The organism is Paenibacillus sp. FSL H7-0350 (assembly GCF_038593195.1).
Taxonomy (GTDB): domain Bacteria; phylum Bacillota; class Bacilli; order Paenibacillales; family Paenibacillaceae; genus Paenibacillus_AQ.
In genome coordinates, this window is sequence record NZ_CP151972.1 from 3,144,112 (window position 1) to 3,157,685 (window position 13,574).

The 13,574-nt window shown below is 49.1% G+C and carries 12 protein-coding genes; 4 read left to right on the top strand and 8 right to left on the bottom strand.

Annotated elements, in window-relative coordinates; translation table 11 throughout:
- Positions 1-52: 52 nt before the first annotated feature.
- Positions 53-1,615 carry an extracellular solute-binding protein gene (locus NYE24_RS14325; RefSeq protein ID WP_036701824.1) on the bottom strand — a complete coding sequence of 521 codons (1,563 nt, stop codon included), beginning with the start codon at positions 1,613-1,615 and terminating at the stop codon, positions 53-55.
- Positions 1,616-2,169: 554 nt separating this feature from the next.
- On the opposite strand from NYE24_RS14325, the gene NYE24_RS14330 reads away from it, so the two are divergent.
- On the top strand, positions 2,170-2,385 hold the full coding sequence (locus NYE24_RS14330) for a hypothetical protein (RefSeq protein WP_342478950.1): 216 nt from the start codon (positions 2,170-2,172) through the stop codon (positions 2,383-2,385).
- 97 nt (positions 2,386-2,482) lie between these two features.
- Here NYE24_RS14330 and NYE24_RS14335 read toward each other — a convergent pair whose 3' ends face one another.
- Positions 2,483-2,743 (bottom strand): hypothetical protein, encoded by a 261-nt coding sequence (locus NYE24_RS14335; protein ID WP_342478951.1) that lies wholly within the window; start codon positions 2,741-2,743, stop codon positions 2,483-2,485.
- Between the two features lie 92 nt (positions 2,744-2,835).
- Here NYE24_RS14335 and NYE24_RS14340 point away from each other — a divergent pair, with 92 nt between their 5' ends.
- The gene (locus NYE24_RS14340; RefSeq protein WP_342478952.1) at positions 2,836-3,087 is read left to right on the top strand and encodes a CopG family transcriptional regulator; all 252 of its coding nucleotides are present in this window, start codon (positions 2,836-2,838) and stop codon (positions 3,085-3,087) included.
- A gap of 141 nt (positions 3,088-3,228) precedes the next feature.
- Positions 3,229-3,501 (top strand): DUF6809 family protein, encoded by a 273-nt coding sequence (locus NYE24_RS14345; protein ID WP_341026875.1) that lies wholly within the window; start codon positions 3,229-3,231, stop codon positions 3,499-3,501.
- A 229-nt stretch (positions 3,502-3,730) separates the two neighbouring features.
- Here the strand turns inward: NYE24_RS14345 and NYE24_RS14350 are convergent, their stop codons facing one another.
- The 4 genes from NYE24_RS14350 to NYE24_RS14365 all read right to left on the bottom strand — a co-directional run bounded on the left by NYE24_RS14350 (position 3,731) and on the right by NYE24_RS14365 (position 8,216).
- Entirely contained in the window at positions 3,731-4,879 is a 1,149-nt protein-coding gene (locus NYE24_RS14350; protein ID WP_342478953.1) for a transcriptional regulator, read from the bottom strand.
- 422 nt (positions 4,880-5,301) lie between these two features.
- Entirely contained in the window at positions 5,302-5,745 is a 444-nt protein-coding gene (locus tag NYE24_RS14355) for a GNAT family N-acetyltransferase (RefSeq protein ID WP_342478954.1), read from the bottom strand.
- 29 nt (positions 5,746-5,774) lie between these two features.
- On the bottom strand, positions 5,775-6,635 hold the full coding sequence (locus NYE24_RS14360; protein WP_342478955.1) for a DUF4037 domain-containing protein: 861 nt from the start codon (positions 6,633-6,635) through the stop codon (positions 5,775-5,777).
- 51 nt (positions 6,636-6,686) lie between these two features.
- Positions 6,687-8,216: an extracellular solute-binding protein gene (locus NYE24_RS14365; RefSeq protein ID WP_341026887.1), complete on the bottom strand. Its 1,530-nt coding sequence runs from the start codon at positions 8,214-8,216 to the stop codon at positions 6,687-6,689.
- A 185-nt stretch (positions 8,217-8,401) separates the two neighbouring features.
- Here NYE24_RS14365 and NYE24_RS14370 point away from each other — a divergent pair, with 185 nt between their 5' ends.
- Entirely contained in the window at positions 8,402-10,741 is a 2,340-nt protein-coding gene (locus NYE24_RS14370) for an AraC family transcriptional regulator (protein ID WP_036701841.1), read from the top strand.
- On the opposite strand, the gene NYE24_RS14375 is transcribed toward NYE24_RS14370, so the two are convergent.
- Positions 10,637-11,479, bottom strand: a complete 843-nt coding sequence (locus tag NYE24_RS14375; RefSeq protein WP_342478956.1) for a hypothetical protein — start codon at positions 11,477-11,479, stop codon at positions 10,637-10,639. The two genes, NYE24_RS14370 and NYE24_RS14375, sit on opposite strands and share 105 nt — an antisense overlap.
- A 161-nt stretch (positions 11,480-11,640) precedes the next feature.
- Complete coding sequence (locus NYE24_RS14380; RefSeq protein ID WP_036701889.1) at positions 11,641-13,470, bottom strand: APC family permease; 1,830 nt, start codon at positions 13,468-13,470, stop codon at positions 11,641-11,643.
- Between the last annotated feature and the right edge of the window lie 104 nt (positions 13,471-13,574).

Genomic DNA, 13,574 nt, shown 5'->3' on the forward strand with positions numbered 1-13,574 from the left:
CCGGGGCAGCCCTCTTCCTGTTCAGTCCGCTGCTATAGCAGCTGCGCTCTGCTTATTTGGTGTACGCGGCATTGTATTCTTCGATAATCTTCGCCCCGCCCCGGCTCTTCCAGTTCTCCACTTCTTTCTCGAATCCGGCCTTATCCAGCTGACCGTACATATATTTGTAAGTGGCATCCGCAATAATCTGCTGAAGCTCTACGCCCTTGGACGTATAGGTAGCCGAGTCGAGCGCCGCCGTAGGATCTGCGACCCCGTATTTCACGTTCTCCAGCACCAGCTCCTCCGCATGAATCCGGCCCGGCAGCACGTTCAGACTCTGATACATGCCGTTCGTTTCGTATTCGCCAATGACGCTGTCCTTGAAGCCTTTGACCTCACGTTCGATCAGCTCTTTATTGTCGGTCGCTTTGGCCTTGCCGTCCACGACGGTGTAGTGTGTGCCTTCAATGCCCCAGTACATCAGATTGGCTACCTCAGGGGTCATCATCGCGTCGAAGAACTTCAGAATCTTCTTCAGTTCCGCCTCATCCTTGACTGCCGATTTCGGGAACAGCACTACGTTGTTGTAGCCGGGAATCATCCACTGGGCGAATTTGCCGTCAGGTCCAGCCACCATGCTATGCGTATCCAGTACGGCATCCGGCACGTTCTTGATCAAGTCCTTGTTCAGGGAATCGATGTCCTGCATCGAGCCGCCGATATACAGCCCGGCCTTGCCGCTGGTGAACATATTGACCGCATCCGTCTTACTGGTTGCCGCGAAGTCCTGGTTCATATAACCGCCTTCACGCAGCTTGCGGAAGAAATCCATCGTGTCGATGTATTGCGGAAAAGTGAACTCCGGTGCCAGCTGTCCATCCTTCTCCGCCCAGTTGTTCGGCGTGCCGAACCAGGAGGAGACCGTCTTGAAGGCACCGTACACCAGCTCATTGCGGTCCACAACGCCGATAGTATCCTTCTTCCCGTTGCCGTCCGGGTCCTTCTCGGTGAAGGCTTGGGCCATGGCGAACAGCTCCTCGGTATTGGCCGGTGCTTTCAGACCCAGCTTATCCGCCCAGTCCTTGCGGTAGATGATGCCCTGGCGGGCCAGCGGACGGCCGATGTATAGGGTATACAGCTTGCCGTCGACCTTGGTGTTGTTCAGGATCTCCGGCTTCAGCTTGTTCAGGTTCGGGAATTCGCTGAGCAGCGGCCCGATCTCCCAGAACTGTCCGTCCTTGATCGCTTCCTTCATCTGCAGGAAGGTGGTCTGGTTCTTCAGGTACGTCACCTGCGGCAGGGAACCGGTGGCGAACGAGGAGTTCAGCTTCTCTTCATACGTGTCAGCCGGAAAGAACTGATAAGTCAGCTTTGTATTCGTCAATTTCTCCACTTCATTCTTGATCGTATCCGGTGGAGTATCTGTCGTATTCAGCGGTAGCATAATCTTGATTTCTGTCGGCTTCTCCGGCTCTGCGGTGGCCGGGTCCGTGGTTGCGGTTGTGTTGGTCCCGGTGCTGGCGCCCGGGTCTTTCGTAGCTGCCGCCTCTTTGTTGTTGTTACCGCCGCAAGCGGACAACATGCTGAGTGTCAGCAGCGAGCTTAGGAGCAGGGTGAAGGATTTTTTCGTCATTCCTTTTTGACCTCCGTTTAATTTGTATTGGTTACAAGCCTCACATTACGCTCTGCGCTGGATTACGAAAACAATCATTTGCTCATAAAGGCAGGCGGGGCGCGGGGGTGTGGGTTAATGATTATCGTGTGATGGGGGGATAGGCATTGAAAGCTTAGTGTGTCGGAACGGTGGTCGGGCAGCAATAGGCGGGATTGCGTTGCAGCGGCGGGGGGCGGGGGGCTGAGGTGGAGCGGGACTGCGCTGGCAGGATGGGAGCTACGGCGGGCGGGACTGCGTGAGCTTTGGACTTCCGGCCGCTGTTGTCTCCAGATGCTGTTGATTATATGCTTGCAGCAGATAACATCCAGAGACAAAGGCGGACGCTAACGCTCCTCCAGTTCCAAACCTCCCTCCGTCCCTTTCTGCCGCTCCAGGCTGGGGGCTTTCAAGGCCTATCCTTGAAAGGGGGCAAGGGAATATCCCCGCCGCTTCGCACGGCGGGGCCTTGAAGTATGCTGTGTAGCGGGCGAGGAAGAAAAGGATAGAGTGAAGGTGCTGTAGGAGGCCGGATTGTGTCAGCTTTTGCTGCCTTAGGTGGGCTGAATAGGATTAAAGGTGAACAGTCCCTCTATTACTCAAAAATCCTGCACAAATTGCAACATTCCTCTCATAAAACTAACCATTATCAAAAAATGTTGCAGAAAAAGCAGCATTCCTTCTCTTCTAAGCCGCCCAAAGAGAAAATTCCTGCATTTCGTGCAACATTCCTTTGTAGTGTCCTGATATAGGCGATCCAGAGATGCATTATCTGCAACATTTTAATGGAATAGTTAATGTGCATCGCTTTACAGATCATAGTTTGGTGCGTATTCTGTGTTCACTTAATTAGATTCCTCTTACAGTTTTCTTTATATAACTCTTCGCTTCAGCCAAGGTTAACTGTGTTGATATAACGGATACGTTTAATTCTTCTTGGGTTGTTTCATTGTATAGTGATTTTTCACCCAATGAATCAAGATCTCCAATTAATTTGTTTCCTAAGGAAGGGAGTTTATTTTGAACCTCAATGATGGAAAAATAATTGTCTTCAGTCTGTGCAGCAAAAAAACCTAACCGTCTATACTCTACATAGACTTGACCTCTCATTAACCCACTCCTCTCCCTTTACCATTATTCTTATCTTGTTCTGCACTTTTATTATTGTTAGCTTCATTTTTCGGCTGAAAAATAGATCAATCATGAAGGACCTCATTGACTTTTTGTTGCCACATAAATATATTTATCATGGACACAAAAAGTGGGGTGAAGCGATGACGTCCAAAAAGATGGGGCGTCCACTATCTGACAATCCCAAAAGTGAATTGATTCGGGTCCGTGTCGATCAAGAGATTTTGAGCAAGCTTGATGCTTGCACCGAGAAGCTCCAAACGACCCGTTCCGATGTGATCCGCAAGGGAATTGAAAAGGTGTTTGATGAGCTCCAAAAATAAAGAAGGAAGCAGCGTAAGTCCCACGAAGAACACCGCTACTTCCTATCCTGCAACCGCTTGAATAAGCAGACTGCATAAATATCCTACCATGTGCAGGAAGTTCATTCAAGCGGGTGCGATGAACATAATGGGAGGACAAACATGAAAACAATTCTGGAAGCCCTGTACCATGGGAAGCTTCAACCCAATATGACTATTGTGCCGTCACATCCAGAATATCGTTACGCATGCAAACAGGTGACAGCAGAGACACAGCAATGGCGCGAACGGTTAGGGGAAGAAGTGTTTCGAGAGCTAGAGGAATATTTAGACTTGTGCGACAGCGTGAACAGCATGCAAGTGGAAGCTGCCTTTCATCATGGGTTCAAGTTGGGCGCAAACTTAGTAATTGAAGTAATGAGTAATCGGCCATAAGCCGCAGAGGATATATCGTCTGTCTCGTAGAATAGTCCCCTGTCTAGGCCCCACCACTGAAGCGGCGGGGCCTTCTTTTGCATTTCATTTTCACTTTTTCTGCAAATTGTATAGGTCTGTGCTTGAAGTCACCTTGAGTGCGGCAGTGTTAGATAATTAGGATGAAGATCAGATCTACAGGGGGAATAGGTTCGATTGAGGATTATAGGAGAAATAGCTTGTTCAACTATTAGCCTGTATTGCTTCTGGATTGCTTAAGGATGTTGGTGAAAGTACCCAGAATCTTATGTTTCTCATCGTTAATCAACTGATACTGCTGAACCGACTTCGTTAGAAATTCCAGGCCGCTGTGATATTCACCTCTGTCTAGTAAGTACTTAGCCAGTTCCAACAGTAAATTAGCTTGACGGTCTAGAACTAATTTACGTGAATATCTCACCTGGACCAGATCAATAACACTCTTCTCCAGGTCATGCTTAAATTGTTGTAAGGTAGCATTGATATTAAAGTTGTATTTATTAGCTGCCTTAAGCATATACAACAACCCGGTAATTCTCTCCTCTTCATGTGCGTCCAGATAAATAGAGTATGGTTCAATTACTGTTGAATCTCCACTTATCAGCTTTGTCAAAATAATATTAGCTTCGGACCACTCCATGAACAGACTCTTCCAACGCTCGACTTCATCCCCTTGTTCTCTTACCCAGCCAAAATCAGCATAACTCGTTATATAACCCAAAGCCCCCTCATAATCACCCAACTCATCGCAAACATTTCCGCGCAGCAAATTACTGTACGCAATGTAAAAGAACAGCGGTCTGCCGGGAAGTTTGACGGGTTCGGATGCTCTGCGTTCGTCCCGGCCTTTCAGGTCGTATTGAATTCTGGCTTTATGGCCCATTTTGGCGGCGTATTCCTCAACCTTGTCCCAGCGCTGTAAGGACCGGTATGTATTGGAAAGCTCTTTGAGTGCATCGAGCTGATCGACTTCATGGAGCCGTTCCACAAAAGGCTCGAACCGGTTCGCTGCCCACAGGTTCCGGTTTTGGTCATCGCTGAGTGAGATGGTAAACAGCCTGAAATGACATAGCGCCAACCGTTCGGAATGCTGATAGCGTTCAGCTTCGGCGACAATCTCGTAGATTGTAGCAGCTGCATCCTTTTTCCCAGCGATGAAGAGTTCTTCTGCACTATCAAACAACAGAGGCGCATACATCAGATTGTCCATAATATGGCGGGCCATTCGCTCAATACTGTCCAGCTTGTTCAATTCGGCACAACGGAGCAGCAGGGGGCCAATTCTCCGCCAGTCGGAAGAGCCGCCGATAATATAGTCATTGATGTACAATTCGTAGAAATACCCTTCCTCCTGCCCCATGGCCTGAGTAATCCGGTCCAACTGCTGCATCGCAATAGGCCGGTGCCCTCGAAGAATATTGCTGAGTGTCCCGGAATGAAGCTGAGAACGCTTGGCAAATTGAGTAATTTTCAAGTCCGTCTGCCGCAAATACTCCTCCAATTCAGATAATATCGTAGTCGTTGTCTGCAATTCGCAACCACCTTCCCTCTTCAATATGTGATTTATAGAATAAAATCCCTTTTATGTTACACAAAATATACCAACGCCCGATTCGTTAATCAAGTACTATTTTATGTATTTTTCCTAATCTTTAAAATTTTGGCATTAGAGTTGCCACTATTGGTACAATGGCCATCCTGCTCACTTTCATGAATAGAGTTATGAATAGTTTCGGGCACAAAAAAAGACCTTGAGGATTCACTCAAGGCCTAAAAAAATGCTCACATCCTATAACCCAAAATAATATCCCCGTTGTCCTCAAACTCCCCAGTCTCGGTGAATCCCACACTCTTATAGAGCTTATTAGCCGTTAGATTAATCGGGATATGCGATACCCTGATCTGTGTGCAATCCTCGCGGTTGCTCAGCATCTTAATAACCTCTTTAATTGCTGCTTTCCCGTACCCTTTGCCCTGAAATCTTCCGTCAATCATAAATCTCAGAATCCAATAATAGCCGTCTGTATATCTCTCATTATCAAACAGAATAAATCCGACCATCTCTTCTTCATTAAAAATACCGTAGGGTACAGAGGTAGGTTCGTTAACTGCATGTACAAGAGAGTCAGCATTACTTGCCACCAAGTTCAGTTGCTCTGTACTCACACTCAATTGGATGCACTCGTGCTCCAGTTCAGGGGTTATCTTATGTAATTGAATATTCACGGTGTAATCAATCCTCCATAATGTTTGATCTAAAATGTACTAAAAATATGAAACGGTTTTTGAAAAATCATACTGTAGTTGTCAATACACTCTAATTCAATCGAATCATGCTTAATCATAAATCGCTTCATATTTTCATGGACTTTCATAAACTCTTTATAATCATCTTCTTCACAATGTGATACAGCTATTTGATCAAAAGCCTCTTTTAGCCCAAAATCCTCCTGTACATGATCTAATCCCGCTGATAACCATTTAGTTGGATAAAAATATTGATTATTTAGGATATATACCAGTCGAAGCATTGCTTCTATTGCTCTATATTGATAGATCCGCCCTTCAATTATATTATTTCTTTTCAATGCTTCGCAGAAATTGTACTCTCCACTGTCATTAACTGTAACCCATAGACCACGAATAATCTTCTCTTTAATCTCATCCGGATAGCATTCAACCTTTTTTTGCGATAATGCTAAGATTCCTTTGGGGTCCCATACTGGAATAGCTCTCATAATATTGTTTAACGCATAAGGATCAAACTCATTCCAAAATCTATCCATTTCATCATTCATAAGGAGATCAAATTTCCAATACGCTCCACCAAATCCATAAGATACTCGTACTCCTTGATGCCAATATGTTTCCCCTGTAAAAAGTTCTCTAATGCTTTGACGGATATCCTCATCAATATCCATGTCGATATAATAATCTAAATCAATATCCGATTTTTCATCACAGAATCCATATGCAACCGAACCTTCAATGAAGATCATCATACTATTGACAACCTGGTCTGAAATCAATTGGAGTTTTGGAAGTATTACCGTTTCAAAATGTTTCTTAACAATTTCCACAAACTCATTCTGAGAATAATTTTTTATTTGTTCCATATGTATATTCATTCCTTTCTCGCTGTGCAAATAGTCATATACATGTCCCCCTCACTCCTCCGCCCCCCGCACCTTCGCCTCCGCCTCCGCATACTCCTGAATAATCAAGCTGCCGCCGCTGGTATGCCATTTCTCGACCTCGCCGGCGAAGCCGGTGGCGTCGATGTTGCCGAGAATGTAATTGTAAGTGGCATCTGCGATGATAGCGGAGAGCTCGGCGTTCTTCTCGTCATAGGTTGGCGAGGTTAGCGATACGGTGGGATCATCGACCAGAAACTGCTCGTTATCCCGGCTGAGCTGGTCGGCCAGGGCGGTGAGCTGCTCTTTTTGTGCGACCTCCTTGATATGCGTATTGCCCACATCGGCGATCATCAGGGAATTGAGCGGATTGACCTCATACACCCGCAGCTGGGATGTCTCTTCAGGAAGAATCACTTTCCCCTCCCCGTCCAGCTTATAGTGGCGGCCCTCAAAGCCGTAAGCCATCAGGTTGGCTACATCCTCATCCATCGTGCGGTCGAAGAATCTAAGCACCTGCTTCAGCTCCTGCTCGGTAGCAATGGCTTTACGTGAAAAGAGGTACAAGCCGTTGTACTTGGGTATGGACCATACCTTGTATCCGTCCGGCCCCTTAATCCGGTTAATCAGCGTCAGCTCCGCCTTGGGGTTGATCGCCTTGGCCTCAATGGAGAGCCGCTGCACATCCGTCATGCTCCCGATGAAGATCCCCGCTGTTCCCCGGATGAACTTGTCCCGCTGTACTTCTTTGCTGGTCAGGGCGAAATCCTGGTTAATGATCTGCTCCTTGTATAACTTACGCATGAAGTTCATCGTGTTCATATATTCAGGCGTGGCGAATTCCGGGACGAACTGTCCATCTTCGATTGTCCAGTTATTCGGCGTGCCGAAATAGGAGCTTAACGTCTTGAATACCCCGTACACCAGATCGTTGCGGTCCACCAGTCCGAGGGTGTCTGGCTTGCCGTTGCCGTCCGGGTCATTCATGGTGAACTGCTTCATCACCTCATACAGCTCCTCCAGCGTTCCGGGCGGACGGAGATGCAGCTTCTCCAGCCAGTCCTTACGGATAATAATGCCCTGCCGGGAGGCCGGTCTTTCCGTATAAAGGCCATAGATTCCTCCGTCCACCGAAGTCTGCTTAAGAATCGCCGCATTCAGCTGACCGAGATTCGGAAATTCCGCCAGATAGGGACCAATCTCCCAAAAAGCGCCGGAGCGGATCATATTCTTGACCGGATTATAATCGGTGAATTTCACGAACGTCACTTTGCCGAGGGAGCCGGTGGTCAGTGCAGTATTCATTTTGTCCGTGTAGACGCCCTCCGGTACCCAGGTAATATTGAGCTGTGTCCCGGTCAGTCGCTCAATCTCGGCGATCAGCTCCGCTGAAGGCGTCTGCGGAAAATGCAGCGGTGCCAGAATCGAGATCGGCGCCGGGGCGCCCGCTGAATCGGAACGCTCAGACTCCCCCCCGCTGCAAGCGCTTAACATCATGAACGATAAGAACAGGATGAAGCACACTGCAAGAGCTTTCTTCCTGCCCGTTAACCGGTTGAACATTCCATAACCCCCTGAAGCGTAATATTTATCTGCCTTAGAAGCCTATCTATTGATTAATGTAGCTTATGTATGAATGATTAGAGAAAATGATTATTGCGGCACCAGATGATTATTGTTATTATCCTTCGTGATGCATACACTTAAGACAGTGATTTCTCTATTTCATGCAAAGGTGCTGAACGCTGTTGAAACATCTTAGCTTTCTCAGTAAATTAACTATGTTCGCGTTCGCCATCAGCATCCTGCCGGTGTTGTTCATTGGATCGTTCTCCTATTTCACATCCTCCAGCGAAATTCAAAAAAATGTTAACGAAAGCAAAAAGGAACTCATTTTACAAATTACCTCAAATGTAGAGCATAAGCTGAATACTGTCAACCAGACCTTGAACCAGGTCGTGAACTCTTCGGTGCTGAAGAAGGCGATGAACAACCCGCTGAATGAGAACGATTTCATTTTATATAACGACATCCGCAATGAGATCCGCAATATGCAGTCCTTCGATACCCGGCTGGAGGATGTCATCCTGCTTAATCAGCGCCAGAACTGGATGATTAAGAATTCCGGGCTCTACCGGCTGAATGAATACCGCAATTACGAGCAGCTGACGAATCTGTTGAATGTGGAAGGCAGCTCCTCCTGGGTGCTGAACCCCTCCTCCCTGTTCTACAGTGAAGAGAGCATTAACGTGACCGGCTGCAAGTACAGCATCAGTCTGATTAAGAAGCTGCCGACGACCAAGCTGCAGAAATACGGACTGGCTCTGGCCAATATTCCGGCCTGCAGTCTTCAGGACTTCATTAATCCCGATATGCAGCCGCTGGACAGTATTATGGTGCTGGATAAAAGCGGACGGATTCTGCTGCATCCGGACCGTAAGCTGATCGGAGAGCCTGCCACCGCAGCCGGATTCACGGGCTTCGGGCAGATCGCCGCTGCCGCTGAGCCGTCGGGACAATTCAAGACGAAGCTTAATGAAGCCGATTATTCAATCACCTATATGCGTTCCCAGTTGAACGGCTGGATCTATCTGTCGGCCACCTCCATCAAGAGTCTGACCCGCGAATCCGGCAAAATCGGCACCTACACGGTATTCGTCTGCACGTTCATGCTGCTGTTATCTGTGCTGCTGGCGTGGCTGGGCTCCCGGCGCATGTATACACCCATCGAACGGCTGCTCACCCAGATTGGACTGCGCCGTCCCGGTCTGCGGGCAGGGCGTACGGATGAATTCCAGCTCATCGGCGAGCAGGTGCATTCCCTGTTCCAATCGAAATCACAGCTGGAGAAGGAGGTCAGCCAGCATCTCGGACAGGTACGGACCTTCTTTCTGATTCAGGCATTCGGAGGCAATCTTAGAAGACGCGAGCTGATGGAGGAGCTGGAGCAATACGGATACGGCAAGCAAGTCGAGGAATGGAAGACGATGGCTGTCATTACGCTGAGCATCGACTTCTCCGAGGAGAACAGCTATGAGAAAAAGGATCTCAATCTGCTGTTATTCGCTGCGCATAATATGACTCAGGAGCTGGTTTCTGCGCAGCACAGGCTAACCCCTGTGATGATGGGTCATGCGCTGGCAGTCGTTATCGGCAGTGAGGATGAGAGCACGGAAGCTTTTCACCGGATGCTCTATGCGCTTACGGAGAAGCTCCAGCAGGAGATTAACGGGGTCCTGAAGCTGCAGGTCAGCATTGGGCTTAGTCTGCCGTTTCATTCGTTTGACAAAATGTCCATTGCCTATAGGGAAAGCCTTGAAGCTCTGAAGCACCGGATTACCCTGGGCAAAGGCATCATCATCCAGTACGAGAATATCAATTCCGGCAAGCATTATCTCAATCTGAACTACCCGACCCACACGGAAAATGACCTGATGGATGCCATCAGGCTGGCCGACAGCGATAAAGCGAAGGAGCTGCTGCATAAGCTGTTCAAGTGTATTTTTGCGCTGGGACTGTCGCCGCAGGAATATCAGATTCCGCTGACCCGGCTGCTGAACAATACGCTCATTATGATGCAGGAATCGGGAATTACGCTGAATCAGATCTACCATGCGAGCGGTTCCCTGTTCGAGGAGCTAACCGATCTGCATATTGTGGCCGAGATTGAAGACTGGTTCTGGACCATCGTGATCCAGCCGGTTATCGTCATCTTCCACAGCAGGCAGAACGCCCAGTACCATAATATCTCCGAGAAGCTGATCGACATCGTCCAGCATGAGTATGATCAGGATCTGACGCTGGAGGAGTGTGCTTCGCGGCTGCACTATAACGCCAACTACATCAGCAGTGTGTTCCGCAAGGAGACGCAGTATTATTTCAGTGATTATCTGAGCATGTACCGGTTCAAAATGGCCAAAAAATGGCTGGAGGAGACCGATATGCCCGTGAAGGATATCGCCTCCCGCCTGAGATACAACAATTCACAGAATTTCATCCGTTCCTTCCGCAAGCAGGAGGGGATGACCCCCGGCCAGTACCGTGACAGCTTCCACACGAAGCTCAGAGCGGTCCCGGGCGATGAGTAGGCGCTGTACCTTCAGGGGGGCCTTGAGTCTCTGCAGCTTTCTGCGTCTGATAAACCATGTAAGAAGTAAGGCCAGAATAAGCAAGATGCCGCCTACAGTAATCGCAATATTTCTGATATCCGGTACATAGACTACCAGCTGAATAGGCTCGGAATCCGCAAGGGATACATGCCAGGTTAAGGTATTGCCGTCTTGCTCAGCCGCATTATTAGCCCCGTATAGATCATAGGGAATCGTTAATTTGAAATCGACGGAGAAGCTGCCCATCAGCAGGCGCACCAGGGACTTAGGGACATTCAAGCTGCCGATGCCGTCAATAATCTCATCGGAGTAGGCGTTCAGCTTCGGTTGGGCCACTACATCGTATTTGGTATACAGCCACCTGTCCGTCTGCCCCACCTTGGCCTCTACAATATCGAAGCCGCTGCTGCTGTTCTTCAATTCCTCCATGGAGGCGTAGGATTTCTGAAATTGGTATTCGGTGGATTTGCCGCTTGCTGTCTTCTTCAGCTCTATGCCTGCGGCCGCCAGCCGGGTGGTTAGAAGCTCTTCCGCTTTGCCGCTGACCAGCTTCTCTGCCCGGGCATCCAACATAAGGCTGAAGGCCAGATCCAGGGAGCCGTCCTTCTTCACGGTTACATGGGCCGTGCCTTGCGCGCAGCCTGTGAGCAGCAGGACAAGCATGAGCATAATCAGTATTGCCTTGATTCTAATCGCGTTCAACCTGCGTTTCTTCAACCTCTGTCCCTCCATCCGCTGACTGTTGCTACTAGCTTAACCGAACCTTGAAGAAGCGAATCTGCGCTTATGGAGTCAAGCTTATCACATGCCGGGGAGGTACAGAAAGCCCCCAGCCTGCGGATATCCGTAAGCTGGAGGCTTCCCTGCGCGTAATCTTGTTATTTTTTCAAATGATAAGGGACGGTAGTGATAATTACATTGCGCCGGTACAGCAGATGCGCGCGGATCAGCAGACTGGACTGGTTATGCAGAATATTATGCCAGCCCTTCTTCGGTATGAATTGAGGAACGATGACGGTCACCTGATAATTCGACTCGCTCGCCTTGCGCTGAACCGTATCAATGAACTTGCTCAATGGATGAATGATACTGCGGTAAGGCGAATACAGCGTCACCAGCCGCACCTCCGGATGGAATTTCTTCCATTTCTCTTCGAAAATAGCGTCATCCTCGCGCTCGAACGGGATGTGGACAGCAATAATCTGTTCTGCGCCCAGCGACTTGGCATACCGCAAGGAATTCTCTACCACATGGGTAATACCGGCCACCGGCAGAATAATGATATTCCCCTCAATCGCCAGCGGCGGCTCACCGCAGGTGGCTACCCGCAACTGATCGGCAACCGATTCATAATGCTTGTAGATGCGGTAGAAGAACAGGATAATCAGCGGCAGGAAGACCAGCACCGGCCAGACCTGCGTGAATTTGGTCAGGAAGAACATCATCGTAACAATGAAGCTGATCAGTGCTCCAATTGCATTAATGATCAGCTTGGGCAGCCAGCCTTCCGGCTTGTGCCGGAGCCATTTGACGATCATGCCCGTCTGCGACAGGGTGAACGGGATGAAGACCCCGACTGCATACAGCGGAATAAGATGCTCCGTCCGTCCCTCAAAGGCAATGATCAGGATAATCGACAAGATACCCAGGCTGAGAATTCCGTTCGAGTACCCCAGCCGGTCTCCGCGTACAGTGAACATCCGGGGAATGAATTTATCCTTCGCCAGATTCACAGCCAGCAGCGGGAACGCGGAATATCCGGTGTTCGCCGCCAGAACCAGAATTAAGGCTGTTGTTCCCTGCACGACATAATACATGAAGTTGCGGCCAAAGACATGCTCGGCAATATCGGACACCACCGTGACTTGTTCACGCGGAGCAATGCCGTAATAATACGCCAGGAAGACGATGCCTGAGAATAACAGCGCGAGCAGAATCCCCATTGCCGCCAAGGTTTTGGCTGCATTATTCGGTGCCGGTGCCTTGAAATTGGGGATCGCATTCGATATCGCCTCCACCCCCGTCAGCGCCGAGCTGCCCGAGGAGAACGCCCGCAGCAGCAGGAACAGGCTGATTCCGGCCACCGGTGTTCCCAGTGAGGTATGAAGCTCCGCCGGTACTCTTCCAGTCAGCACGTTGAACAGACCCAGACCAATCATAATGAACATCGCCAGGACGAACAGATAGACCGGATACGCCAGGAAAGAGGCCGACTCGGTGACCCCGCGAAGATTAAGCGTCGTGATCAGCAGTACGAAGATGATGGCAATGATTACATTATAAGGATGCAGACTCGGAAAAGCTGAAGTGATCGCGTCTGTTCCCGCAGAGACACTGACCGCTACGGTTAGTATATAATCGACGAGCAAGGAGCCCCCGGCAATCAGACCCGGATATTTGCCCAGATTCTCCTTGGATACGACATAAGCCCCGCCGCCCTGGGGATAGGCGAAGATGATCTGCCTATAGGAGAGTATCAGGGCCAACAGCAGCACCAGTACCCCGCCTGCAATAGGAATGGAATACCAGAATGCGGCTGTACTAACCGTGATTAGCACCAGCAGAATCTGCTCCGGGCCATAAGCCACAGAGGACAAGGCATCCGAGGACAGAATGGCCAGGGCCTTAGTTTTGTTTAGCTTCTGTTCTCCCAGCTGATCGGACTTCAGCGGCCGTCCGATCAGGAACCTTTTTACCGAAGACATCATCATCACTCACCGACTTTTTTAAAGTTATATTACCCCTGGTGCACGATTAAAATCTGAACCTTTAACTGGATACAGACACTATTTTTGCTGCCCGTTCGATACTA

Excerpts from the sequence above, each read along its gene's own strand:
- NYE24_RS14325 (WP_036701824.1), bottom strand. The coding sequence starts at position 1,615 with ATGACGAAAAAATCCTTCACCCTGCTCCTAAGCTCGCTGCTGACACTC.
- NYE24_RS14335 (WP_342478951.1), bottom strand. The coding sequence starts at position 2,743 with ATGAGAGGTCAAGTCTATGTAGAGTATAGACGGTTAGGTTTTTTTGCT.
- NYE24_RS14340 (WP_342478952.1), top strand. The coding sequence starts at position 2,836 with ATGAAGGACCTCATTGACTTTTTGTTGCCACATAAATATATTTATCAT.
- NYE24_RS14345 (WP_341026875.1), top strand. The coding sequence starts at position 3,229 with ATGAAAACAATTCTGGAAGCCCTGTACCATGGGAAGCTTCAACCCAAT.
- NYE24_RS14350 (WP_342478953.1), bottom strand. The coding sequence starts at position 4,879 with ATGGGGCAGGAGGAAGGGTATTTCTACGAATTGTACATCAATGACTAT.
- NYE24_RS14360 (WP_342478955.1), bottom strand. The coding sequence starts at position 6,635 with ATGGAACAAATAAAAAATTATTCTCAGAATGAGTTTGTGGAAATTGTT.
- NYE24_RS14365 (WP_341026887.1), bottom strand. The coding sequence starts at position 8,216 with ATGTTCAACCGGTTAACGGGCAGGAAGAAAGCTCTTGCAGTGTGCTTC.
- NYE24_RS14380 (WP_036701889.1), bottom strand. The coding sequence starts at position 13,470 with ATGATGTCTTCGGTAAAAAGGTTCCTGATCGGACGGCCGCTGAAGTCC.